Source organism: Streptomyces amakusaensis, assembly GCF_039532665.1.
Lineage (GTDB): Bacteria > Actinomycetota > Actinomycetes > Streptomycetales > Streptomycetaceae > Streptomyces > Streptomyces amakusaensis.
Genome location: NZ_BAAASB010000001.1, coordinates 37,181 through 59,744 on the forward strand (window position 1 = coordinate 37,181; position 22,564 = coordinate 59,744).

20 protein-coding genes are annotated in these 22,564 nt (G+C 72.6%); 8 read left to right on the top strand and 12 right to left on the bottom strand.

The genetic code is table 11. The annotated features are described in order from the left end of the window. Positions 1 to 50: 50 nt before the first annotated feature. Positions 51 to 1,388, top strand: a complete 1,338-nt coding sequence (locus tag ABD371_RS00145) for a UDP-glucose dehydrogenase family protein (RefSeq protein WP_344471238.1) — start codon at positions 51 to 53, stop codon at positions 1,386 to 1,388. 71 nt (positions 1,389 to 1,459) lie between these two features. Here ABD371_RS00145 and ABD371_RS00150 read toward each other — a convergent pair whose 3' ends face one another. Genes ABD371_RS00150 through ABD371_RS00160 form a run of 3 tightly spaced genes read right to left on the bottom strand, consistent with a single transcriptional unit; the run spans position 1,460 to position 4,338 of the window. Continuing rightward, positions 1,460 to 2,665 carry a dipeptidase gene (locus ABD371_RS00150; RefSeq protein ID WP_381735122.1) on the bottom strand — a complete coding sequence of 402 codons (1,206 nt, stop codon included), beginning with the start codon at positions 2,663 to 2,665 and terminating at the stop codon, positions 1,460 to 1,462. A gap of 6 nt (positions 2,666 to 2,671) precedes the next feature. Beyond that, the gene (gene purE / locus ABD371_RS00155) at positions 2,672 to 3,202 is read right to left on the bottom strand and encodes a 5-(carboxyamino)imidazole ribonucleotide mutase (protein ID WP_344471240.1); all 531 of its coding nucleotides are present in this window, start codon (positions 3,200 to 3,202) and stop codon (positions 2,672 to 2,674) included. Continuing rightward, positions 3,199 to 4,338, bottom strand: coding sequence for a 5-(carboxyamino)imidazole ribonucleotide synthase (locus tag ABD371_RS00160; RefSeq protein ID WP_344471242.1), 1,140 nt, complete (start codon positions 4,336 to 4,338; stop codon positions 3,199 to 3,201). The genes purE and ABD371_RS00160 overlap by 4 nt, the downstream gene beginning before the upstream one ends. A gap of 188 nt (positions 4,339 to 4,526) precedes the next feature. Between ABD371_RS00160 and ABD371_RS00165 the strand changes: the two genes are divergently transcribed. Beyond that, positions 4,527 to 5,042 (top strand): GtrA family protein, encoded by a 516-nt coding sequence (locus ABD371_RS00165; RefSeq protein WP_344471244.1) that lies wholly within the window; start codon positions 4,527 to 4,529, stop codon positions 5,040 to 5,042. Between the two features lie 37 nt (positions 5,043 to 5,079). Here the strand turns inward: ABD371_RS00165 and ABD371_RS00170 are convergent, their stop codons facing one another. Beyond that, positions 5,080 to 6,345 (bottom strand): ATP-binding protein, encoded by a 1,266-nt coding sequence (locus ABD371_RS00170; RefSeq protein ID WP_344471246.1) that lies wholly within the window; start codon positions 6,343 to 6,345, stop codon positions 5,080 to 5,082. Between the two features lie 22 nt (positions 6,346 to 6,367). Then, complete coding sequence (locus ABD371_RS00175) at positions 6,368 to 7,045, bottom strand: response regulator transcription factor (RefSeq protein WP_190126986.1); 678 nt, start codon at positions 7,043 to 7,045, stop codon at positions 6,368 to 6,370. A 494-nt stretch (positions 7,046 to 7,539) separates the two neighbouring features. Between ABD371_RS00175 and ABD371_RS00180 the strand changes: the two genes are divergently transcribed. After that, on the top strand, positions 7,540 to 9,039 hold the full coding sequence (locus tag ABD371_RS00180; RefSeq protein ID WP_344471250.1) for a peptide MFS transporter: 1,500 nt from the start codon (positions 7,540 to 7,542) through the stop codon (positions 9,037 to 9,039). A gap of 102 nt (positions 9,040 to 9,141) precedes the next feature. Here ABD371_RS00180 and ABD371_RS00185 read toward each other — a convergent pair whose 3' ends face one another. From ABD371_RS00185 to ABD371_RS00200, 4 genes are all read right to left on the bottom strand, one after another. Further along, on the bottom strand, positions 9,142 to 10,041 hold the full coding sequence (locus ABD371_RS00185) for a neocarzinostatin apoprotein domain-containing protein (RefSeq protein ID WP_381735126.1): 900 nt from the start codon (positions 10,039 to 10,041) through the stop codon (positions 9,142 to 9,144). 2 nt (positions 10,042 to 10,043) lie between these two features. Then, positions 10,044 to 10,790: a peptidase gene (locus tag ABD371_RS00190; RefSeq protein WP_344471253.1), complete on the bottom strand. Its 747-nt coding sequence runs from the start codon at positions 10,788 to 10,790 to the stop codon at positions 10,044 to 10,046. Positions 10,791 to 10,948: 158 nt separating this feature from the next. Next, positions 10,949 to 11,440, bottom strand: coding sequence for an ATP-binding protein (locus ABD371_RS00195; RefSeq protein WP_344471256.1), 492 nt, complete (start codon positions 11,438 to 11,440; stop codon positions 10,949 to 10,951). A gap of 207 nt (positions 11,441 to 11,647) precedes the next feature. After that, positions 11,648 to 12,016, bottom strand: a complete 369-nt coding sequence (locus tag ABD371_RS00200) for an STAS domain-containing protein (RefSeq protein WP_344471259.1) — start codon at positions 12,014 to 12,016, stop codon at positions 11,648 to 11,650. Between the two features lie 311 nt (positions 12,017 to 12,327). Between ABD371_RS00200 and ABD371_RS00205 the strand changes: the two genes are divergently transcribed. From ABD371_RS00205 to ABD371_RS00225, 5 genes are all read left to right on the top strand, one after another. Beyond that, complete coding sequence (locus tag ABD371_RS00205) at positions 12,328 to 13,230, top strand: RNA polymerase sigma factor SigF (protein ID WP_344471262.1); 903 nt, start codon at positions 12,328 to 12,330, stop codon at positions 13,228 to 13,230. Positions 13,231 to 13,507: 277 nt separating this feature from the next. Beyond that, positions 13,508 to 15,754: a lipopolysaccharide biosynthesis protein gene (locus tag ABD371_RS00210; RefSeq protein ID WP_344471265.1), complete on the top strand. Its 2,247-nt coding sequence runs from the start codon at positions 13,508 to 13,510 to the stop codon at positions 15,752 to 15,754. A 164-nt stretch (positions 15,755 to 15,918) separates the two neighbouring features. Continuing rightward, entirely contained in the window at positions 15,919 to 17,646 is a 1,728-nt protein-coding gene (locus ABD371_RS00215) for a glycosyltransferase (protein ID WP_344471268.1), read from the top strand. Further along, positions 17,643 to 18,029, top strand: a complete 387-nt coding sequence (locus ABD371_RS00220) for a hypothetical protein (protein WP_344471272.1) — start codon at positions 17,643 to 17,645, stop codon at positions 18,027 to 18,029. The genes ABD371_RS00215 and ABD371_RS00220 overlap by 4 nt, the downstream gene beginning before the upstream one ends. A gap of 5 nt (positions 18,030 to 18,034) precedes the next feature. After that, the gene (locus ABD371_RS00225; RefSeq protein ID WP_344471275.1) at positions 18,035 to 19,087 is read left to right on the top strand and encodes a glycoside hydrolase family 26 protein; all 1,053 of its coding nucleotides are present in this window, start codon (positions 18,035 to 18,037) and stop codon (positions 19,085 to 19,087) included. Between the two features lie 19 nt (positions 19,088 to 19,106). Here the strand turns inward: ABD371_RS00225 and ABD371_RS00230 are convergent, their stop codons facing one another. From ABD371_RS00230 to ABD371_RS00240, 3 genes are all read right to left on the bottom strand, one after another. Beyond that, a complete protein-coding gene (locus ABD371_RS00230) occupies positions 19,107 to 19,922 on the bottom strand; it encodes a polysaccharide deacetylase family protein (protein WP_344471278.1) in 816 nt (271 codons plus the stop codon). Between the two features lie 176 nt (positions 19,923 to 20,098). Then, on the bottom strand, positions 20,099 to 21,388 hold the full coding sequence (locus tag ABD371_RS00235) for a glycosyltransferase family 2 protein (RefSeq protein ID WP_344471281.1): 1,290 nt from the start codon (positions 21,386 to 21,388) through the stop codon (positions 20,099 to 20,101). A gap of 93 nt (positions 21,389 to 21,481) precedes the next feature. After that, the gene (locus ABD371_RS00240) at positions 21,482 to 22,558 is read right to left on the bottom strand and encodes a GNAT family N-acetyltransferase (protein ID WP_344472127.1); all 1,077 of its coding nucleotides are present in this window, start codon (positions 22,556 to 22,558) and stop codon (positions 21,482 to 21,484) included. Positions 22,559 to 22,564 lie beyond the last annotated feature (6 nt).

The following is a 22,564-nucleotide window of genomic DNA, read 5'->3' on the forward strand; positions in this document are numbered from 1 at the left end:
GGCCCGACTATGCTCGTGCAGCGCCCTTCCCACACCACTCAGGAGCACGCATGGCTCTCAGGATCACTGTGATCGGCACCGGCTATCTCGGCGCGACGCACGCCGCGGCCATGGCGGAGCTGGGGTTCGAGGTGCTCGGGCTCGATGTGGTGCCCGAGAAGATCGCGATGCTCTCGGCCGGCCGGGTGCCGATGTACGAGCCGGGCCTGGAGGAACTCCTCTCCCGCCATGTCGCAGGGATCGAGGGATCGACCGGCCGGCTGCGCTTCACGGACTCGTGGGAGCAGGTCGCCGAGTTCGGCGATGTTCACTTCGTCTGTGTGAACACCCCGCAGAAGCACGGGGAGTACGCCTGCGACATGTCGTACGTCGACGCGGCCTTCTCGACCCTCGCGCCGCTGCTGACGCGGCCCGCGCTGGTGGTCGGCAAGTCGACCGTGCCGGTGGGCAGCGCCGCGCGGCTGGCGCGGCTGCTGGCCGAGAAGGCGCCGGGCGATGTGGAGCTGGCGTGGAACCCCGAGTTCCTGCGTGAGGGCTTCGCGGTCGACGACACCCTGCACCCGGACCGGATCGTGGTCGGCGTGGAGAGCGAGCGGGCCGAGCGGACGCTGCGCGAGGTGTACGCCACCCCGGTCGCGGGCGGATCGCCCTTCGTGGTCACGGACTTCCCGACGGCCGAGCTGGTGAAGACCGCGGCCAACTCCTTCCTGGCGACGAAGATCTCCTTCATCAACGCGATGGCGGAGGTGTGCGAGGCGGCCGACGGCGATGTGATGAAGCTGGCGGAGGCCATCGGCCACGACGAGCGCATCGGCGCGAAGTTCCTGCGGGCCGGCATCGGCTTCGGCGGCGGCTGTCTGCCGAAGGACATCCGCGCCTTCATGGCGCGCGCCGGGGAGCTGGGCGCGGACCAGGCGCTGACGTTTCTGCGGGAGGTCGACTCCATCAATATGCGCCGGCGCGGCCACATGGTCGAGCTGGCGCGGGAGGCCGTGGGCGGCGGCTCGTTCCTGGGGAAGCGGGTGGCGGTGCTGGGCGCGACCTTCAAGCCGGACTCGGACGACGTCCGGGACTCCCCCGCGCTGAATGTGGCGGGGCAGATCCATCTCCAGGGCGGCCAGGTGACCGTCTACGACCCCAAGGGCATGGCGAACGCGCGCGGTCTCTTCCCGACCCTGGGATACGCGGACTCGGCCCTGGCGGCGGTGCGCGGCGCGGACGTGGTGCTGCATCTGACCGAGTGGCGGGAGTTCCGCGAGCTGGACCCGGCGGAGCTGGGCGCGGCCGTGACGAACCGGATCGTGCTGGACGGCCGGAACGCGCTGGACCCCGTGAAGTGGCGCGAGGCCGGCTGGGTGTACCGGGCGATGGGCCGCCCGCGCTCCTGACGTACATCTGGTGACCGGGCGTACGGGGACCGGTGAGCGGTCTCCCGTACGCCCGGAGGGCCTTGAGGGCCTCAGCCGTCCAGCTCGGCGATGGTCGCGATCGACGGACCGCGCAGGGAGCGGGCGTGACGGGCGGCCGACTCCGCGTCGCGCAGCACGCGGACCGCGTTCTGCCAGGTGAGCTTGGCGAGGTCGGACTCGGACCAGCCCCGGCGCAGGAGTTCCGCGAGCAGGTTGGGGTAGCCCGCGACATCGTCCAGGCCGGACGGGGTGAACGCGGTGCCGTCGTAGTCCCCGCCGATGCCGAGGTGGTCGATGCCCGCGATCTCGCGCATGTGGTCGAGATGGTCGGCGACCGTGGCGGCGGTCGCCACCGGACGGGGGTTGGCCTCCTCGAAGGCGGCGTGCAGCTTCATCGCCTCCGGGGTGGTGTCCAGGTGGTCGAGGCCGTGCGCCCGGAGGTTCGCGTCCGCCGCGAGCGTCCACTGACCGGCTTCCGGGAGGACGAACTTCGGCACGAAGGTCGCCATCGCGATCCCGCCGTTGCCGGGCAGCAGCGCCAGGACGTCGTCGGGGATGTTGCGGACGTGGTCGCAGACCGCGCGCGAGGAGGAGTGCGAGAAGATCACCGGCGCGGCCGAGGTCTCCAGGGCGTCGCGCATGGTGGTGGCGGCGACGTGGGAGAGGTCGACCAGCATGCCGAGCCGGTTCATCTCCCGTACGACCTCACGGCCGAAGGCGGAGAGCCCGCCGACGCCCGGCGCGTCGGTCGCCGAGTCGGCCCACGGCACATTGTCGTTGTGGGTGAGCGTCAGATAGCGCACGCCCAGCTCGTAGAACGCGCGCAGGGTGGCCAGGGAGTTGTTGATCGAGTGGCCGCCCTCGGCCCCCATCAGGGAGGCGATCCGGCCGCTCTCGCGGGCCCGCTCCATGTCGTCGGCGGTGAGGGCGCGGGCCAGATCCCCGGGGTAGCGGTCCAGCAGCCGGGAGACGGCGTCGATCTGCTCCAGGGTGGCGCTGACGGCGTCGTCGCCGGTCATCGAGGTGCGTACGTACACCGACCAGAACTGCGCGCCGACGCCGCCGGCGCGCAGCCGGGGGAGGTCGGTGTGGAGCCGGCCGGTCTGGTCGCCGGAGATGTCGAGGCGGTCCAGGTCGTAGCCGGCCTTCTCGCGCAGCGCCCAGGGCAGGTCGTTGTGGCCGTCGACCACGGGGTGCTCGGCGAGCAGTTCGCGGGCGCGGCCGAGATGGTCGGAGGCTGAGTCCAGGGCGTTCACGGCGCTCTACTTCCCGAAGCCGAAGGCGGACGAGCCCTCGACCTTCGCACGCAGTCGTTTGCCCTTGTCGGTGGCCTGCTCGTTCAGCTGCCGCTGGAAGTCCTTCATCCGGGCCAGCAGCTCGGGGTCGTGGGCGGCGAGGACGCGCACCGCGAGCAGGCCCGCGTTGCGCGATCCCGCGACGGAGACCGTGGCGACGGGCACGCCCGCCGGCATCTGGACGATCGACATCAGCGAGTCCATGCCGTCCAGGTACTTCAGCGGCACCGGGACACCGATCACCGGCAGCGGGGTGACCGAGGCGAGCATGCCGGGAAGGTGGGCCGCTCCGCCGGCGCCCGCGATGATCGCCTTCAGGCCGCGGGCGTCCGCGCTCTCGCCGTACGCGATCATCTCGTGCGGCATCCGGTGCGCGGAGAGGACGTCGACCTCGTAGGGGACCTCGAACTCGTCCAGGGCGATGGCGGCGGCCTCCATCACGGGCCAGTCGGAGTCGGAGCCCATCACAATGCCGACAAGCGGAGCGGTGCTGCTCATTCGGTGATCGTTCCTCTGAGGTAATCGGCTGCGTGGCGGGCACGTTCGAGGACGTCCGCGAGATCGTCGCCGTATGTGTTGACGTGGCCGACCTTACGGCCCGGCTTCACGTCTTTTCCGTACATGTGAATCTTGAGCTGCGGATCGCGTGCCATGCAATGCAGATACGCCGGATACATGTCGGGATAGTCGCCGCCGAGCACATTGCACATGACGGTCCAGGGCGCGCGCGGGCGCGGATCGCCCAGCGGGAGGTCGAGCACGGCCCGTACATGGTTGGCGAACTGCGAGGTCATGGACCCGTCCTGGGTCCAGTGGCCGGAGTTGTGCGGGCGCATGGCGAGTTCGTTGACGAGGATGCGGCCGTCGGTCGTCTCGAACAGCTCGACCGCGAGATGGCCGACGACGCCCAGCTCGGCGGCGATGGTGAGCGCGAGGTGCTGCGCCTGGCCGGCGAGTTCCTCGTCCAGTCCGGGCGCGGGGGCGATGACGGTGTCGCAGACGCCGTCCACCTGGCGGGACTCGACGACGGGGTAGGCGACGGCCTGTCCGTGCGGGGAGCGGACGATGTTGGCGGCCAGCTCGCGGACGAAGTCGACCTTCTCCTCGGCGAGGACGGGCACGCCCGCGCGGAAGGGCTCCACCGCGTCGGCAGGGGTGCGGACGAACCAGACGCCCTTGCCGTCGTAACCGCCGCGCACGGTCTTGAGGATGACGGGGAAGCCGCCGACCTCCTCCGCGAACGCCGCCGCGTCCTCGGGGTCGGCCACGATCCGGTGGCGCGGGCAGGGCACGCCCAGCTCGCTCAGCCTGGCCCGCATCACCCCCTTGTCATGGGCGTGGAGCAGCGCCTCGGGCCCGGGGCGGACGGGGATGCCGTCCGCCTCCAGTGCGCGCAGATGCTCCACCGGGACATGCTCGTGATCGAAGGTGATCACGTCGCAGCCCCGGGCGAAGGCGCGCAGGGTGTCCTGGTCGCGGTAGTCGCCGATGACGACTTCGCTGACCACCTGGGCCGCCGAGTCCTGCGGGGTGTCGCTGAGGAGCTTGAAACGAATGCCGAGGGGGATGCCCGCCTCGTGGGTCATACGGGCGAGCTGACCGCCGCCGACCATGCCGACTACCGGGAACGTCACCCCCCTAGCGTATCGGCCACGGCGGGGGTCGTTTCGGGCCGCCGGTCGACCGTACGCACGGTAACGGACCGTCACACGCGCGGTCACGGGCTCGCCACACCATCCTTCGGGTGCCCGGGCGGGCGGGCGGGCCGCTGGTTAGCATGACGGGGTCGAAAACACCGATCCGATGGGGCTGGACTCTCACTATGAGTGAACGTGGCGGAGCGCTGCGCATGCAGTTCGACCAGCTCATGCGCGAAGTCGCCAAGTTCGGGGCGGTGGGGGGAGCGGGGGTCGTCGTCAACCTCGCGGTCTTCAATCTGGTGCGCGCGACGACGGAGCTGCCGGTGGTGCGGGCGTCGCTGATCGCCAACGCGGTCGCCATCGTCTTCAACTACCTGGGGTACCGGTACTTCACCTACCGTGACCGCGACAAGAGCGGGCGTACGCGTCAGCTCTCGCTGTTCCTGCTGTTCAGCCTGGTCGGCATGGTCATCGAGAACGGCATTCTCTACGCGGCGACCTACGGCTTCGGCTGGGACGGCCGGCTCCAGAGCAATGTCTTCAAGTTCTTCGGCATCGGGGTGGCGACGCTCTTCCGCTTCTGGTCGTACCGGACGTGGGTGTTCCGGGCGATTCCGGAGGAGCGGGAGGAGCCGGATCCGGCGGCTGAATCGTTCCTGGAGCACCGGGAGCCGGACGCGGTGGGTCCACGTCCCTGAGGCACCCCTGAGGCACCTCTGAGGTCCCGGGCCCGGCTCAGCGGACGGTGGGCTTCTGCTCCTCGCGTTTACGGGCCTCCCGGCTCAGGAACAGGGCGAACACCGGCGGGTGCTGTTGCAGCATCTCCAGCCGGCCGCCGTCGGCCTCCGCCAGATCGCGGGCGACGGCGAGCCCGATGCCGGTGGAGTTCCGTCCGCTGATGCTCCGCTCGAAGATCCGCGCCCCGAGGTCGGCGGGGACTCCGGGGCCCTCGTCGGTCACCTCGATCACGGACTGGTTGCCGGTGACCCTGGTCCGGAGGGCCACCGTGCCGCCGCCGTGCATCAGCGAGTTCTCGATGAGCGCCGCGAGCACCTGCGCCACGGCCCCGGGGGTGCCGACGGCCCGCATGCCCTGCTTGCCGGAGCAGACCAGGGCCCGGCCCGCGCTGCGGTACGCGGAGCGCCACTCGGCCATCTGCTGCTGGACGACCTCGTCCAGGTCGAAGGCGATCGCGGAACCGGTCCGGGGGTCGCGCGAGTTGGTCAGCAGCCGCTCGACCACGTCGGTGAGCCGCTCGACCTGGGCGAGGGCGACGCTCGCCTCCTCCTTGACGGTGGCGGGGTCGTCGGTCGCGGAGATCTCCTCCAGCCGCATGGAGAGGGCGGTCAGCGGGGTGCGCAGCTGGTGCGAGGCGTCGGCGGCGAGCCGTCTCTCGGCGGTGAGCATCCGGCCGATCCGCTCGGCGCTGGCGTCCAGGACATCGGCGACCCGGTCCAGCTCGGGGACTCCGTAGCGGCGGTGGCGGGGGCGCGGATCGCCGGAGCCCAGGCGCTCGGCGGTCTCGGCGAGGTCGGTGAGCGGGGAGGCGAGCCGGTTGGCCTGGCGCACGGCGAGGAGGATCGCGGCGACCACGGCGATCACGGCGACGCCGCCGATGATCAGGAGACTGTCGCCGACCTCCCTGGTGATCGAGGAGCGGGGCTCCTCCACGACGACCGTCTCGCCCTGCTCGCCGGTGGCCTTCCCCTGGATGACGCCGCCGTCGGGGCGGTCGCCGATCTCGATGGGGGCGCGCCCGGGGATCTCGATGAGGGCGTACCGCTTCGCGCCGCTCTGGTCGGCGATGACGTTGGGGTTCACCGGCTTGCCGTCGAGGAGGAGGCTGTCCACGATGCTGGCGAGCCGGTAGGCCTCGGCGTCGACGCTCTCCTGGGCGCTGCTGGTGATGGTGCGGGTCTCGACGATGACGAGGGAGACGCCGAAGACTGCGATGACGACGAGGACGACGGCGAGGGTGGAGTTGATCAGTCGTCGGCGCACGGGTGCCTCCGGGCGGTGATGGTCAGCTCTTCTCGAAGCGGAAGCCGACGCCCCGGACGGTGGCGATGTAGCGGGGGTTGGCGGCGTCGTCGCCGAGCTTCTTGCGGAGCCAGGAGATGTGCATGTCGAGGGTCTTGGTGGAGGACCACCAGGTGGTGTCCCAGACCTCGCGCATCAGCTGGTCGCGGGTGACGACCCGGCCGGCGTCCCGGACCAGGACCCGCAGCAGATCGAATTCCTTGGCGGTGAGCTGAAGCTCCTCCTCGCCCATCCACGCGCGGTGCGACTCCACGTCGATGCGGACGCCGTGGGTGGCGGGCGCGGGCGCGGGCTCCGTGGCACCGCGGCGGAGCAGGGCCCGGACCCGGGCGAGCAGCTCGGCCAGCCGGAAGGGCTTGGTGACGTAGTCGTCGGCGCCGGCGTCCAGGCCGACCACCGTGTCCACCTCGTCCGCGCGGGCCGTCAGTACCAGGATCGGCACGGTGTGGCCCTCGGCGCGGAGCCGTCTGGCGACCTCCAGGCCGTCCATGCCGGGCAGTCCGAGATCCAGTACGACCAGATCGACGCCGCCCGCGAGTCCGGCTTCGAGCGCGGCCGGGCCGTCCTCGCGCACCTCGACCTCGTATCCCTCCCGGCGCAGCGCGCGGGCCAGGGGCTCGGAGATGGAGGCGTCGTCCTCGGCGAGCAGTACACGGGTCATGCAGTGATGGTAGTCCGCGAGCGCCGCACACTGGGGCTGGGTGCACCGGCCCTGCGGGTCCCAGTGTGATCAGGAGTACGACCTTCGAAACAGGGCATCCGGTTCCTTGACGACCTGTGATCCATATCTCAAGTCCTTCCATATCCGACACTGTCGTGTCGTATGGTGTCGAGTACGCCTGTAGCACTACACGTAGACCTTTGGCCTGCCGCGCGAGAAGCGAGAGCAGCGGCAGCGCGGCCAGGGGTCTCTTCTGTGCGCGGGGCCGGAGATTCCGGACCCGCACCCGACAGTGAATGACCTGTGGGCCGGGCCCCGGGCGCAATGACGCCCCGGGGCGTGGATCCCGGTTCGGACATCTCCTCCGCCCTCGGCGCATGCCGGGGGCGAACCCCTCAGGCGTGGGGTGGGGCTGCTTCCGGATCGGTGCCGGTCACCCCCACCGGGCGCGTACCGCTCATCGAAGCAGCGCGTCCCGACAGCAAGGAACGACCATGGCGTCAAGCCTGACGAAGGATTCGGCCGGCCCTGCGGCCGGCGAGAAGACCTTCCTCGGCCACCCCCGCGGCCTGGCCAATCTGTTCATGACCGAGATGTGGGAGCGGTACAGCTTCTACGGCATGCGCGCTCTGCTCGTGCTCTACCTGTCGACCAATGTGGCCGACGGCGGACTCGGCATGAAGGACGCGACCGCGGTCGCGATCTACTCCGTCTACAACGCCATGGTGTACCTGCTCGCCCTTCCCGGCGGCTGGCTCGGCGACCGGGTGTGGGGCGCGCGCAAGGCGACGGCCATCGCCGGCGTGATCATCATGACCGGTCACTTCCTGCTGGCGGTGCCGGCGAGTGCGTCGTTCTTCATCGGTCTGGCGTTCATCGCGGTCGGCTCGGGTCTGCTCAAGGCCAACATCTCCACGATGGTCGGCCAGCTCTACTCGGACAAGAACGACCCGCGTCGCGACGGCGGCTTCACGATCTTCTACATGGGCATCAACCTCGGTGCCTTCGTCGCCCCGCTGACGATCGGCTGGGTCGGTCAGAAGATCGACTGGCACCTGGGCTTCGCGATGGCCGGTGTCGGCATGGCGCTCGGTCTGCTCTTCTACTTCCTGGGCTTCCGCAACCTCGCGCCCGAGTCCAGCGTGGTTCCCTCGCCGCTGACCGCCGAGGAGCGCTCGGGTCTGATCCGCAGGGCGCTGATCTGGCTGGGCGTCGCGGTCGCCGCGTACGCCATCGTCGGCCTGGCCGGTGTGTTCACCCTGGACTGGGTGCTGTGGCCGCTGACGGTCCTGGGTCTGCTGCTGCCGTCCTGGTACCTGTTCCGCATCAAGCGGGACAAGGACCTGTCGGTGGTGGAGCGCTCGCGGATGACGGGCTACATCTGGTTCTTCGTCGCCGCCGCCGCGTTCTGGGCGATCTACGACCAGACCGGTTCGGTGCTGTCGCTCTTCGCGAAGAACGACACCGAGTCCACGCTCTTCGGCTTCGAGTTCCCGACGACCTGGTTCCAGTCGCTGAACCCGCTCTTCGTGATGGCGCTCGCGCCCGTCTTCGCCATGCTGTGGGTGGCGCTCTTCAAGCGGAACCGCGAGCCGAGCACGCTCTCGAAGTTCGCCCTGGCGCTGGTGCTGGTCGGCGGCTCCTTCGGCGTGATGATGGTGGCGCAGGGCCTCGCGGCCGGCGACGCCAAGGTCTCCCCGATGTGGCTGGTCTCGGTCTACTTCATGCAGACCGTCGGTGAGCTGTGCCTCTCCCCGGTCGGGCTGTCGCTGACGACCAAGCTGGCCCCGCAGAAGTACGCCGCGCAGATGATGGGCGTCTGGTTCCTCGCGCTGACCGCGGGCAACTCGGTGATCGCGCTGCTCCAGCTGCTCGGAGCGCCGACGGACACCCAGGGCTGGTTCGCCAGCCAGGGTGTGATCGCCGCGCTCGCGGGTGTCGCCATCTTCATGTGGCGGCGGAAGGTCAAGGCCCTCATGGGCGGCGTCCACTGACGCCCGCCCCGGTCCGGGAGCCCAGGGGCTCCTGAACTCGGGGAAGGCCCGCCGTACCGGTCCCCACCGGCGCGGCGGGCCTTTCCCGTACCCGCTCGTCTCTTAGGGAGGCCGGATCCGGTCGAGGGCGGCGGTGGCGGCGCGGAAGAGGGCCGCCGGTACGACGAGGGCGAGGAGGATCCAGAAGACGGTGACGCCCCAGGGGCGGGGCACGTCCCAGGGGTGGGTGAGCAGGGTCCGGCCGCCGTGCCTCAGGGAGAGCCGGTAGTCGCCGTACGCCCCGGCGGGCAGCTCCACGGGGAGGGTGACCCGGGCCTTCTCGCCGGGCTGCACGGTGCCGCGCCAGCGGCGCTCCTGCCACTGGGGCGCGTAGACGCCGTGCGCCGTGCCGAGGCGGAGGACGGGGTCGGTCACCGGGGCGGTGCCGAGGTTGCCGACCGTGAGGGCGAGCCGCCGGGAGGGGGGCGCGCCGAAGAGGACGAGGATCCCGGACTCGCCTTCGAGCCGGGGGACGGTCAGGACGGCGAGCTTCCCGCCGGCGGGCCGGGGCAGCGGGGCGGTGGGGTGGCCCGCGACGGCGAAGGGGGCGTCCCGGGCGGCGCGGTCGCCGGTGACGGTCGCGGCGTGGACGACGCAGGGGCAGGGTACGGGGGGCTTCGCCACCGGCAGCTTCCGGCTGAAGGAGCCCCGGGCGTCGGCGGTGACGGCTCGGCCCTCGGCGTTGGCGCAGCTGTTGGTGCCGCCGATCATGTTCTGTCCGCAGAGGAGCAGCGTCAGCAGGGCCCCGGGCCGCCAGCCGCCGCCGCTGACGGTGATCTCCTCGCCCGGGGCGGCGCGCTGCCGGGAGAGGGCGGTCTCCGGTCCGCCGTCGGCCGCCGTCGCCGGTGCGGCGGGGGCCGCGGCGAGCAGCGGGAGGAGGAGCAGGGCGAGCGGGCGCGGGCACCGCCGCCGCGCGAGGGGCCGGGGCGTCCGGCGGCCCGGCCCCGTGTCCGTCTCGCCCATCGTCAGTCCGCGGCCCGTCGGCCGCCGTCGCGCCGGGTCAGCCAGAGCACCCCGGCGGCTCCGGCGAGCAGCACCGTGCCGCCGAGGGTGCCGAGCGCGGCGGCGGAGTCGAGCGGGCCGGTCTTGGGAAGCTCCTCCTCGGAGCCCGAGCCGCCGGAGCCGGACCCTCCGGAGCCTGATCCCCCGGAATCCGAGCCCCCGGAATCCGAACCGCCGGAATCCGAACCGCCGGAGTCGGAGCCCGTGCCCGTCACCGTCAGTCTCAGCGAGGGCCCGGGGTCGTTCTGCGGTGTGCAGGTGGTCGTCGTGCCGAGTGCCTTGATGGTGAGCACTCCGGCGGTGAAGGTGACCTCGCCGCTCTTCTTCGGCGTGTACGTGCCCGAGAGGTCGCTGATCTTTATGGGGGTGTCGGGCGGGATCGCCTCCGTGTTCGCGGGGCCGGAGACCGCCACCGCGCCCGACTCCGCGCCGCCCAGGTCGATGCGCGCGCTGGGGGTCATCGCGCCCTTGCCCAGCTCCACCGGGCTGGACGAGACGCCCTTCCGGAAGGACATCGTCAGCCGGTAGGAGTCGCCGCTCCGGACCGCCTCGATGTCGATCGGCGAGACCGCGGTCTTCACCCCGATCGGCGTCTGGCACTTGTACTCGACGTCCACCACGGCCGCCCGCGCGGCCGGGGCGGCGAACAGCAGCGCCGGGCCCGCCGTCGCCGCCGCGAGCGCGAGAGCCGTCCCTCTCCGGTGTCCCACCTGAGCGCTCCCCTCGGCCGGAAGCCGCCCATAGCTGACGGCTCATCAGATCGAGCGCTCAAGGTACGCCGGGGGCCGCACGGAGGGAAGACAAAGAGCACGCCGGTTCGGCGTGCTCCTCTCCCGACGGGGAAGGCCCGGGGCCTCCGGGCCCGGGGCTATCCGGGCGCGGCGAGTTCCGCCCAGACCGTCTTGCCGGGCGCGCCGGGCACCCTGACGACGCCCCAGTCGAGACAGAGCCGCTGGACGATGAACATGCCGTGGCCCCCGGGGCGTCCGGCGCGGTGCGGGGTGCGCGGCGCGGGCTGGCCCGCGCCCCGGTCGGAGACCTCCAGGCGCAGCACCTTGCCGTCGCAGCCGACCTTCAGCTCGTCCGGGCCCTCGGCGTGCAGACAGGCGTTGGTGACCAGCTCGGAGACGACCAGCAGTACGTCCTCGGCGGCGGCCCGGCGGTCGGCCGTGGCGGCGGGCAGCCACCCCCAGTCGTAGAGCGCCTGGCGGGTGAAGTCGCGGGCGAGCGGGACGATTCCGCTGGCGCTACCCAGGGCAAGGCTGCGCACCGGTCCCCCGGGCGTGCCGGGGGGAAGGCCCCCGAGTACGCCATTCGGCTCGGGGCCGAGTTCGCCCGACTGCGGCCGGGTGGTGCTCATCAGCGCTTCACCTCACCGATTCACCAGTCGTGATTGACACCGGCGTCACCGCCGCTTCCCGCGTTCACCACACAGCGGAGTGCCGGTACATCCGGCCCTCCGCGCGGGCTCGCGGGGTTCTCCTGCCCTGACACGTGACGACGACACCCATCACGCGCCCTCGGCGGAATCCCCCCGGCCGCCCCCGAGACCTCCGTCACGTCCGTGTCAGACGGACAGGGCCTCTTCCACCGAGCGGTGGACGGTGAAAACCGCCTCCGCCCCGGTGATCTCCAGCACCCGTGCCACCACGGGCAGCAACCCGGCCAAGTGGACGCCGCCCCCGGCCGCTTCGGCCTTGAGCCGCGCGCCGAGGAGTACGTTCAGTCCGGTCGAGTCGCAGAACTCCAGCTCCGAACAGTCCACCACCAGCCGGGAGCGCCCCTGCGCGAGCGCCTGGTCCAGGGGCTCGCTCAGCAACGCGGCCGTATGGTGATCGAGTTCACCCGCCGGTTTCACGACTTCGCTCAGGCCCTCGGTCCGAACCCCGACCTGAAGCCGGCCACGATTCGCGCTGCCGGCCGTCCCGCGGTCCATGCCCGTTCCTCTTCGCCGTTTCATGCCTCTGTTGTGACCTGTCCGACGCGGCGGACCCGGGGTGGTTCACCCGGTGGCTCTCACCGCGACTTCCGCAGAACATTACGCCTTCCGGGCGCGGGCGGGCCAGTGGAACCCCCTCAGAAACCGGCCATATCCGGCAAATGCCACTTGCAACGGGCCGTCGAAAACAGGTAGGGCTGGTAGGGCACAGAAAAACCCGTCCACCACACGACCGGCTTGGAGGCGCCGCTCACCGCAGCGCATGCACGGCATCGGCAGCCATGTGCCGAGAACGATGGAGGAGACCCATGTCACCCCGGCCGGCCCCCGTACCCGCCACCGACGCGTCCCGACACCGCTACCCGCAGGACCACACGACAAACGCCGCCCCGGACGAGAGCGCCGTCCCGGACGGGAGTCCGGACCGGGAGCCCGGAGCGCTGAACGCGAGAGCGCTCTCGAAGACCCTCTTCGAGCGCCTCGAACTCCTCGAAGAAGGCACCCACGAGCACGCGTACGTCCGCAACACCCTGGTGGAACTGAACCTCGCGCTGGTCAAGTTCGCCGCCGCCCGCTTCCGCGGCCGGAGCGAGCCGATGGAGGACATCATCCAGGTCGGCACCATCGGCCTGATCAAGGCGATCGACCGCTTCGACCTCAGCCGGGGCGTCGAGTTCCCCACCTTCGCGATGCCGACCGTGATCGGCGAGATCAAGCGCTTCTTCCGGGACACCAGCTGGTCGGTCCGGGTCCCCCGCAGACTCCAGGAACTGCGCCTGGAACTGGCGCGCGCCACCGACGACCTCGCCCAGCACCTCGACCGCTCTCCCACCGTCGCCGAACTCGCCGCCCATCTGGGCATCGGCGAGGACGAGGTGGTCGAGGGCATGGTCGCGAGCAACGCCTACACCGCGGGCTCGCTCGACGCGCGCACCCGGGGCGAGGAGGGCGGCGAGGGCGCGGACGCCACCCTCGCGGACCGCATCGGATACGAGGACGACGGGCTCGAAGGCATCGAGAACATCGTCTCCCTCAAGCCCTTGATCGCAAGCCTCGCACCACGGGACCGTAAAATTCTCTCCCTCCGTTTCGTGGCCGGCATGACGCAGTCGGACATCGGCGAAGAGCTGGGCATCTCCCAGATGCAGGTGTCCCGGCTGCTCTCCCGCACCCTGATCAAGCTGCGGAAAGGCCTCACCCCGGCCGAGTGACCGACCCCCCGCCGAACCCCCCTCGGCACCCGCCGCGACCGGGCCCTTTCCGCCAAGGAAGGGGCCCTTCCGCGTAATTGACGGGCCGGAGCGACTGGTTCACATTGAGCGGGGGCCCGTTGGGGGGAGAAAATGGCTCGTGGGGAGGGCTGCCCGGCCGTGCGCACAGCGAGGGAAGAGCTGGTGCGCCGGCGCGTGGGCAGAGAACGCGTGTCCGTACCGTCATGCCGTCGCACGCCCGCGACGGCGTCCGCGCACCAGAACATCCGGGTCACCGGTGGCTGAGCTGATCCGGCTGCGCGAGCCGTCCGAGCAGCCCGAGCCGTCCGAGCCGTCCGAGCCGTCCGAGCAGCCCGAGCCGCTGAGCACCGGCACCGGCGTCGAACCCGCCGCACTCCCCGAGGAAGAGGAGAGCGGCGGCGACTCCATGTTCCGCAACGCCTATGCCCTGATGCTCTCCACCGGCGTCTCCGCCGCGCTCGGCCTCGGCTTCTGGCTGGTCGCCGCCCGCTACTACTCCAAGGAGGCCGTCGGCGAGGGCTCCGCCGCCATCGCCGCCATGCGGCTGCTCGCCTCGATCACCGCGACCACGATGATCGGCGCGGTCGTGCGCTACGTCCCCCGGGCCGGGCGCGCCACCGGCCCGCTGGTGTGGCGCACCTATCTGGCCAGTTCGCTGGTGGTCACGCTGGCCTCCGTCGTCTTCCTCCTCACCCTCGATCTCTGGGGCTCCTCCTACGAGCCCCTCGACGGGCTCTGGCCGGGGCTCTTCTTCATCGCGGCCTGTGTCGGCTGGGCGCTGCTGACCCTCCAGGACGGGGTGCTGACCGGACTGCGCAAGGCCGTCTGGGTGCCGGTGGGCAACGCCGTCTTCTCCCTCGGCAAGCTGCTGATGCTCGCCGCGTTCGCGACGGCCCTGCCCGTGCTCGGCATCTTCGTCTCCTGGGCCGCCGCGATGGCCCTGTCGGTGCTGCCGCTGGCCTGGCTGATCTTCCGCAGGCTCATCCCCGGCCAGAGCGCCGCCGACCGCGACCGCGAACCGCCCTCGACGAGGGAGATCGGCCGCTTCCTCGCCGGGGACTCGGCCGGCGCGCTCTTCTCGCTGGCGATGATCAACCTGCTGCCGGTGATGATCGCCGTCCGCTTCGACGCGGCCGACAACGGCTTCTTCTACATCGCCTACACCGTCGGCGGCACGATGGAGTTCATGGCCATCAACATGGCCTCCTCCCTCACCGCCCACGCCTCCCACAGCCCCGAGACCCTGGCCGCCGGGGTGCGCGGGGCGCTGCGCCGGATGGCCGTGCTGCTGGTGCCGGTGGTGCTGGTGCTGGTGGTCTTCGCGCCGCAGATCCTCGCGCCCTTCGGGACCGCGTACGCCGAGAACGGCACCACCGTGCTGCGGCTGCTGGCCGCCGCCGCGCTGCCGCGCGTGGTCGTCGAGCTGTACATCGGGGTGCTGCGCGTCCAGGGGCGTACGGGGATGCTCGCCGCGCTCCAGAGCGCGATGTGCGCCCTGGTGCTGGGCAGCGCCGCGCTGCTGCTGGGACCGACCGGGATCGCGGGCGCGGGCTGGGCGATGCTCGGGTCGATGACCCTGATGGCGCTGGTCTCCGCGCCCGGTCTGCACGCCGCCCTCGCCGGCCGTGAGCCCGGCCCCTCCCGGCCGGCCGCGCTGCTGCGCCGGTGGCGGTGGCGGGGCCGGGAGGAGCCGGTCGAGTACGGCACCACCTGGGCGCGCAAGGCGGCCGAACGGCGGGAGGCGGCCGAGGAGTACGCCCGGCAGTACGGGGCGGACTGGGCGCGGCGGGCCGCGTATCTGCGCGGCGCGCACGACAACACCACCCCCGCCCTCGGCATCCCGGTGTATCTCCCGGCCACCGGCCCGGACCAGGAGGGTGAGCGGGCCGGTCCCGCCGCCTCCGAGAGCCGGATCGCGATGGCGCTGTGGCTGCTGCTCGCCCTGGCCGCCGCGCTGTTCTGGGGGCCGCTGCTGAGCGTGCCCGACATCGCGCTCCACCGGCTCTCGGGCGCCGGACTGATCCGGGCGCTGCCGCCGGTCACCGTCACGGCGGGGGTGCTGCTGATCGTGGCGCAGAGCGCCGCCCTGTCGCTGCTGCGCCCGCGCCCCGCGCTGCTGGGCGCGCTGCTGCTGGTCACCTTCGTCTCGCTGCACGCCGCCCCGGCGGCGCTCGGCTGGGAACCGGAACCGGTGGACGGCGCGTGGTACGAGGGGCCCGCGGGGTTCCTGGCCGCCGCCGGGGGGCCGGCGGGCCCCGAACCGCTGCTGCGCTGGCTGCCGACCCTCTGTCAGGCGATCGCCCTGCTCGCGGTGTTGGCGATCGCGCGCGGCACGGGGCTGCAGGTCGCCGCCCGGTGGGGCGCGCTCTGGCTGCTCACCGTCTGCGGCTGGGCGCTCCAGCGCCCGCTGGCCCCGGTCGCGCTGCCGCTGGCACTGGCCCTCGTCTGCGCGGCGGCCTTCGTCTGGATACGCGGGGCGCGGACCGCTCCGTCGAGGAACTGAGCCACCTGGGGTGAAGCGTGCAACAGCCGGCCACCGATTCCGGGAGATCCGGACCCACCGGGGAGAAGACTGCCCCTGACCCCGGGCCCCCGGCCCCCGGCGGGCCGGCCGGCCGGGCCCGCCGCCGGAGCCTCGCGCTGCTCGCGGCCCCACCGGTGGTCGCGATGGCGCTGTGGGCGGTCGCGGTGTCGCTCACGGACGTCTCCGATCTGAGCGACTACGGACTCCTGGCCGAACTCCCCGCCGTCTTCTGGGCCGGTCTGGCGGTGCTCACCGTCGGCTTCTGGTTCTGTGTGCGGGACCCGGCGCGCGGCAACCGGTGGCCGCTCGCGTACACCCTGGTCCTGCTGGTGATGGAGCGCGCCACCCAGGCGGCGGTCTACCCCACCCCGCTCTACGCGTGGGCGTGGAAGCACGACGCGGTGATCGAGCATCTGCTGACCGCCGGCCGGCTCCAGCGCGGCGAAGAGCTGGGCGACATGGCCGTGTACGACCAGTGGCCCGGCTTCTTCGCGGCGCAGGCCGCGCTGGTGCGGCTCACCGGGGCGGAGAACGCGCTGGCCTTCATGGCCTGGTGGCCGCTGATCTCCTCGCTGCTGCTGCTCGCGCCGCTGCTGCTGATCTACCGGACCTTCACCCAGGACCGCAGGCTGATCTGGACCGCCGTCTGGCTGTTCTACGTCGCCAACTGGGTGGGCCAGGACTACTTCTCGCCGCAGTCGCTCGCCTTCGCGCTCTATCTGGGCGTCGTCGCCGTCGCGCTGCGCCGGGCCGAGCGCCCCGCGCCCGGCCGCCGCTCCCGGCAGCTGGTGTGGTTCGCCCTGCTCGTACCGCTGATCGCCGCCATCGTCATCGCGCACCAGCTCACCCCGGTGATGCTGGCGGTGGGGCTGGCCGCGCTCGCGCTGATGCGGCGCTACCGGGACTGGACCCTGCTGCTCGCGCTGATCGTGGTCTTCCTCGCCTGGAATCTGACCGCGTCGCTGCCGTTCCTCAGGGAGGCGGTGCCCGACATGATCAGCTCCTTCGGGAAGGTGGCCGACAATCTGGAGACCGGGTACGGGGCGACCCCGACCGGCACCGGGGCGCTGGTGGTCTCCTGGACCGCGCGGCTGCTCTCCGCCGGGGTGGTGCTGCTGGCCGCCGTGGGCGTACTGCGCGGCGGGAAGCTGCTGCGCCACCGCGCCAGACCGCTGCTGCTGCTGGCCGGGGTGCCGCTGCTGATGGCGGTCGCCAATGACTACGGCAGCGAAATGATCTTCCGGGTGCTGATGTTCATGCTGCCCGCGCTCTGCTTCTTCGCCGCCGCCGCGCTGCTGCCCCCGGCCCGGCCGCTGGCCGCCGAGCCGGACGGCGCCGGAGCCCCGCGCCCGGCGACGGGGGTGTGGTACGCGGTGGCCCCGCCGGTGGTGCTGCTGACGCTGACCGCGCTGTTCGTGCCGAGCTACTCGGGCAAGGACCGGCTGAGCTACTTCCCGCCGGAGGAGGTCTCGCTGGTGCGGGGGTTGTTCGAGCAGGCCCCCAAGGGCTCGCTGGTGGTCGCCGCGCACCGCAACTACCCGCTCGCGTACGCCGCGTACTGGGACGTCGGCCACTACTGGTTCCTGGACGACGCCAGGGAGCATGTCGACAAGATCCTCAAGGACCCGGCGGGCACCCTGGCCCGGGACATGAGCGGGGTGGCGGCCCCCGCGCGCGGGTATCTGCTGCTCACCCGGGGACAGATCGCCAACTCCGAGATGAACGGCATGCTCACCGGCGAGGAGCTGCGGCGCATCGAGCGCTCGGTGGCGTCCTCGCCGCTCTTCGAGGAGGTCGGCCGCAACAGCGCCGGAACGGTCTTCCGGCTCACGTCGCCGCCCGCCGAAGGCCCTGGGAAGGGGACCCCGTGACACTCGCCCTCCGCGCACTGCCGCCCCTCGCGGGCTGGCTGGCGCTCGCCGCCACCGCACTGCCCGCCGGATCGCCGATACGGGTCGCGCCGGTCGCGCTCTTCCTGCTGCTGGGCCCCGGGGCCGCCCTGCTGGCGTTCTGCGGCCCCGCGCTGGGCGGGCACCGCGCCCTCGGCCCGGCCGAGAGCTGGGACGAGGGCTTCGAGCGGGACTCCGACCGGATCGAGCGGCTGGTCCTGGCCGTGGGGCTGAGTCTGAGCGCGGCCGTCGTCTGCGCCACCGCGCTGATCGCCGCCCAGGCCTTCAGCGGCCCGCGCGTCCTGCTCGCGCTCACCCTCCTGGCCACGGCCGCCGCCTGCGCCCCCCGCCTGCGGAAAGGCTGATCACGATGTCCGGATCCCCGAGCCGCCGCCGCAGGCCGCCGTGGGCGCTGCCCGCCGCCGTCGCCGGGGCGCTGCTCGCCGCCGTCCTCGCCGTACCGCAGTTCACCGGCGACGACGACGGCCCGTCCGCCGCCCCCCGGTGCGCGCCGACCGATCTCCTGGTGCCGCCGTGCGGGGCCTGGTTCGGCGCGTACGTCCGGCACGACAAGCCCGATCTGGAGGAGAAGGTCCTCGCGTACGAGAAGCGCCTCGGCCGCAGGCTGGACATCGTCTACACGTACCACGACATGTCCCGGGGCGGGGACGGTCTGGAGGGCACCCTGCTGACCGAGCAGGAGCGGCGGGTCGGCCGGGACCGGATGCTGCTGCTGTCCTGGGAGAGCAAGTGGTGGGGCGGCGGCGAGGACCGGCAGCCGCGCTGGAAGGAGATCGCGGCGGGGAAGCTGGACAAGGCCGTCGTCGACGTCCAGGCGAAACGGGTCAAGGAGTACGGCAGGCCGGTCTTCCTCTCCTTCGACCTGGAGATGGACACCCGGATCCCCAAGGACGGCACCCCGGCCGACTTCGTCGCCGCCCACCGGCACATCCACGACCGCTTCCGCGAGCTGGGGGCGGTCAACGCGATCTGGGTCTGGAACGTCACCGGCTACCCGGGCAACCAGAAGCTGTTCCGCGCGCTGTACCCGGGCGACGACTACGTCGACTGGATCGGCTACAACCAGTACAACTACTTCCGCTGCCACGACACGGAGTGGCAGAGCTTCGAACAGACCCAGCGCGGGCCGCACGACTGGCTCCGGAAGAACATCTCGGACACCAAGCCGATGATGCTGCCGGAGTTCGGCACCGCCGACGACCCGTCGAAGCCCGGGGCGCAGGCCGAGTGGTACCGGGAGGTGCCCCGGGTGGTGAAGTCCCTGGAGGGGGTGGGGGCCGCGCTCCAGTGGAACTGGCGCGACCCCGGGCCGGGCTGCGATCTCTCACTGGCCCGCGACTCCTCCTGGCGGGCGCTGGCCACCGCCGCCGCCGACCCCCACTTCCGCCAGCCCCACCGCTGACCGGAGGCCCGGCGGCCGGTCAGCCCGCGAAGACGTCGCCCTTCACCGCCGCGCGGGCGCGCCGGTAGAACCGCCAGCCGACGGTGGCGGGCGAGGTGGGGAGCGGGGCCGTGGGGGCCCCGCGCCCCGCCATCCAGGCCTCGACGTCGGCGACCGTGTGCGTACGCCGGACGATCAGCCGGGAGATGCGGTACGCCTCGTCCCGCCGCGAGCTGAGGGCGTGCCGGACCGCCACGGCGGAGGCGTACCCCTCGCGCAGCGCGGCCCGGCGCACCCCCCGGCTGTGGTAGCCGTGGGGGTAGGCCAGATGCGCCACCTCGTGCCCCAGCAGCTGCTCCAGCACCTCCTTGGGCTCGCGCAGCTCGCGGCGGAGCGCGGCGGCCGGGAGGGTGTCCAGCTGGGCGTGGGTCACCGTGTGGGTGCCGATCTCCATGCCGTACTGCTCCAGCAGCGGGACCTGGGAGAGCGTCATCATCGGCGCGGGGGGCAGCAGACTGCGCCCGCCCGGGGTGATGGCCCCGGTGGTCAGATAGGCCGTCGCGGGCATCGAGCGCTCCGCGAGGGCCTCGGCGGTGAAGCACGGCAGATCGGCGAAGCCGTCGTCGAAGGTGATGACCACCGGTCGCTCGGGCAGCTCCGCGCCGTGCCGGAGGGCGGCCACCAGCGCGCTGATCGTCACGGGGGTGCGTCCGCCGGCCGCCACCGCGTCGAGCTGCGCCGTGAACCGCGCGGGGGAGACGGTGAACTCGGCTATCCACTCCGGTGGATCGTCCATGACGGCGTGATAGAGGAGTACGGGGATCTGGGGCGTCGCCGCCCCCCTGCCGTCGCTCATGTCTGGGGCCTCTTGGGAGTGTCGTCGAAGTGGCGTCGTCCTCCCGTAGGGAGGGTCTGGCGGGGTCTGGTGCTCCCCCTGGGCTTCGCCCGGCCCAGGGGGAGTGCGTGCCTGGGGGTACCCCCAGCGGTAGCTGGGGGAGGCACGACAGGCAGACGGGACTTCGACGACACGACCTACTCGGTACGGCCGTGCCACGGCGGTCTGATGCCCCGGACCCGGCGGCGGGCTTTCGCGTACCCCAGCGGACCGGCCAGCATGCCACGGCGCTCCAGCCGTGAGAGCCGGCGCGGCCAGGGGTAGTCCTGTGCTCCGTGGGCTCCGGGGACGGCCGCCGCGCCGAAGTCGCGGTGGGCCGTGATGGTCCGGGCGTGGGCGAGGCCGCGCGGGAGCTTGCGCAGCAGCGCGGGGAGGAGCGCGGGGTGGCGGACCAGCAGCGCGGTGAGGTACGCGGTGAGGCCCGCGCCGTATCCGTACGCCTGGTTCTCCAGGTCCCGCCAGCTCTCCCGGTGGTGGTGCCAGACGAGCGCCCCGGGGGTGTAGCGGAGGCGGTGGCCCGCGGCGAGGACGCTGACGAAGGCGTAGAGGTCGTCGCCGCCCCGGGCCGGGGTGCCGGTGCCGGTCGCGGGGTCGAAGCCGCCGGTGTCGCGCAGGGCGCGGGCGCGGAAGGCCATGTTCGCCCCGGAGCCGAAGCTGCCGGCGGTGAAGGGGAAGAGGGGTTCGTCGGCGGGCGGGGCGGCCGGGTCGTAGGTCTTGGGGGTGAAGCCCTTGGCGAAGCCGCCGTGGCTCTCCAGCAGGATCTGGGCGGGGGTGCCGAGGCGCGCGGGCAGGATCAGTCCGGTGGCGCAGCCGAGACCGGGGTCGGCCGCGAAGGGTTCGGTGAGCGCGGTGAGCCAGTGCGGGTCGGCGATCACGTCGTCGTCGGTGAAGGCGAGGATCTCGCCGTCGGCGATCGCGATGCCCCGGTTGTGGGCGACGGCGAGGCCGGGGACGTCCTCGCGGACGTAGCGGACGCGGCCCGCGTACTCCTTCTCGACCAGGTCCCTGGTGGCCGTGGTGGTGGGCGCGTTGTCGACGACGACGATCTCGTAGTCGGGGTGGTCCTGGGCGAGCAGCGAGTCGAGCGCCCGGGCGAGCCGCTCGGCGCGTTCGCGGGTGGCGACGACGACGGAGGTACGGGGCGGGGGCGGCGGGGGTACGGCGGAGGCGGGGGCCGCCTCGGGGGTGCGGGCGAGCAGGGCGCGGGCCTCGGCGGCCACGGCGTCCGCCGGGGCGCGGCCGGGCGGGATCCGGCAGACGAGGGTGGCGACGGGCCGGCCCCGCAGCCGTATCAGCGCGTAGACGTCGCCGCCGTCGATCTCCGCGCCGTCCGCCAGGGCGGGGCCGAAGGCGAGGACCGCGCCCTCGGGCCCGTCCAGGTCGAGTTGGGCGACCTGGAGGGGGCCCGGCTTCGGTGGGTTGTCCATGTGATGGTTCCTCGGGTGTGTGAGCGACGCCGGGCGGCCGGTCCCGGCCGGGGGGACGGGACCCGGGGGCCGGAACCCGGGGGACGCCCGCCGTCAGCCGGCGCGGAGTCTGCCGATGTGGTTCAGGGTCCGCCGGGCGTATCCGGCCAGCCTGGGCCGGTCCCGTACGAAGCGGTGGACGCGGCGGGCGGGTTCGCGGCCGGCCCAGTGGAGCGCGGCCCCCACGCCGGGCCGGGTGGCGGAGCCCTCCTGGACGGTGAGCCGTCCGGTGCTGAGCGAGTCCTTGTAGCGGGCCGGGCCCCGGCCCAGGTCGAGGAGGTGGGTACCGGCGGCGGCCGAGGCCTGCGCCATCCGCAGCAGCAGGATCAGCCCCGGCGAGTAGCGGGCGAACTCCGGGTCGTACGCCGGGAACCAGTAGGCGAGCACCGTGCGGGAGCGGAGCCCGAAGTGGGCGGCGACGGGGCGGTCCGCCGCGTACAGCACGGAGAGGACGCCGGAGCAGCCGGGGGCGGTGCTCCCGTGGAGCAGCCGGGCCAGCTCGTTGATCCACCCCTTGGCGAAGCGGTCGCCCCGGCCGGTGCGGCGGTACTGGGCCGACTTCCACTCCATGAGGGTGCGCAGGACGGCGGGGTCGCGCTCGTCGTGGACGAACCGGACCGTGCCGCGCTGTCTTTCGAGCCGGCGCTCCTTGGCGCGGGTGGTGCGCAGAAAGGCGGGCGAGGAGGCGCGCAGGGCCCGCTCGTAGGCCTCGTACCCCTCGCGGAGGTCGAGCACCGGGGAGTCGAAGCTCTCGGCGGCGGCGGGGGCGAAGAGGTCCTGGCCCGCTTCGAGGTGGTCGAACCGCCAGGTCGTCAGCGAGGAGGCGGTGAGCAGCTCGCGGGCGGTGAGGCCGAGGCCGGGGGCGAGGATCGCGCCCTGGCAGTCGGAGACGCCGATGCCGATGGCCCGGCCCCGGCCGAGCGGGCCGCGCTCGTGGGGGAAGTAGCCGACGGGCTCCCCGCCCCGGCGGAGCACGGCGACCCGGGCCTCGGGTCTGACCCGGCCCACGGCGCGGGTGAACTCGGGTTCCATGAAGGGGCTGGCGGGGGCGCCGGAGCGGGCGCGCAGCAGCCGCCAGGCGGTCAGGTCCCGGTCGGCCAGCGCGGCGGGTGCGACCACCTCGACCCGCACTCCGCC

Bases quoted from the DNA above. Each gene is read 5' to 3' on its own strand.
- ABD371_RS00200 (WP_344471259.1), bottom strand. From the start codon at position 12,016: ATGGACCGCGGGACGGCCGGCAGCGCGAATCGTGGCCGGCTTCAGGTC.
- ABD371_RS00165 (WP_344471244.1), top strand. From the start codon at position 4,527: ATGAGTGAACGTGGCGGAGCGCTGCGCATGCAGTTCGACCAGCTCATG.
- ABD371_RS00230 (WP_344471278.1), bottom strand. From the start codon at position 19,922: ATGAGCGACGGCAGGGGGGCGGCGACGCCCCAGATCCCCGTACTCCTC.
- ABD371_RS00175 (WP_190126986.1), bottom strand. From the start codon at position 7,045: ATGACCCGTGTACTGCTCGCCGAGGACGACGCCTCCATCTCCGAGCCC.
- purE (WP_344471240.1), bottom strand. From the start codon at position 3,202: ATGAGCAGCACCGCTCCGCTTGTCGGCATTGTGATGGGCTCCGACTCC.
- ABD371_RS00195 (WP_344471256.1), bottom strand. From the start codon at position 11,440: ATGAGCACCACCCGGCCGCAGTCGGGCGAACTCGGCCCCGAGCCGAAT.
- ABD371_RS00225 (WP_344471275.1), top strand. From the start codon at position 18,035: ATGTCCGGATCCCCGAGCCGCCGCCGCAGGCCGCCGTGGGCGCTGCCC.
- ABD371_RS00185 (WP_381735126.1), bottom strand. From the start codon at position 10,041: ATGGGCGAGACGGACACGGGGCCGGGCCGCCGGACGCCCCGGCCCCTC.
- ABD371_RS00180 (WP_344471250.1), top strand. From the start codon at position 7,540: ATGGCGTCAAGCCTGACGAAGGATTCGGCCGGCCCTGCGGCCGGCGAG.
- ABD371_RS00145 (WP_344471238.1), top strand. From the start codon at position 51: ATGGCTCTCAGGATCACTGTGATCGGCACCGGCTATCTCGGCGCGACG.
- ABD371_RS00205 (WP_344471262.1), top strand. From the start codon at position 12,328: ATGTCACCCCGGCCGGCCCCCGTACCCGCCACCGACGCGTCCCGACAC.
- ABD371_RS00235 (WP_344471281.1), bottom strand. From the start codon at position 21,388: ATGGACAACCCACCGAAGCCGGGCCCCCTCCAGGTCGCCCAACTCGAC.
- ABD371_RS00215 (WP_344471268.1), top strand. From the start codon at position 15,919: ATGGCGCTGTGGGCGGTCGCGGTGTCGCTCACGGACGTCTCCGATCTG.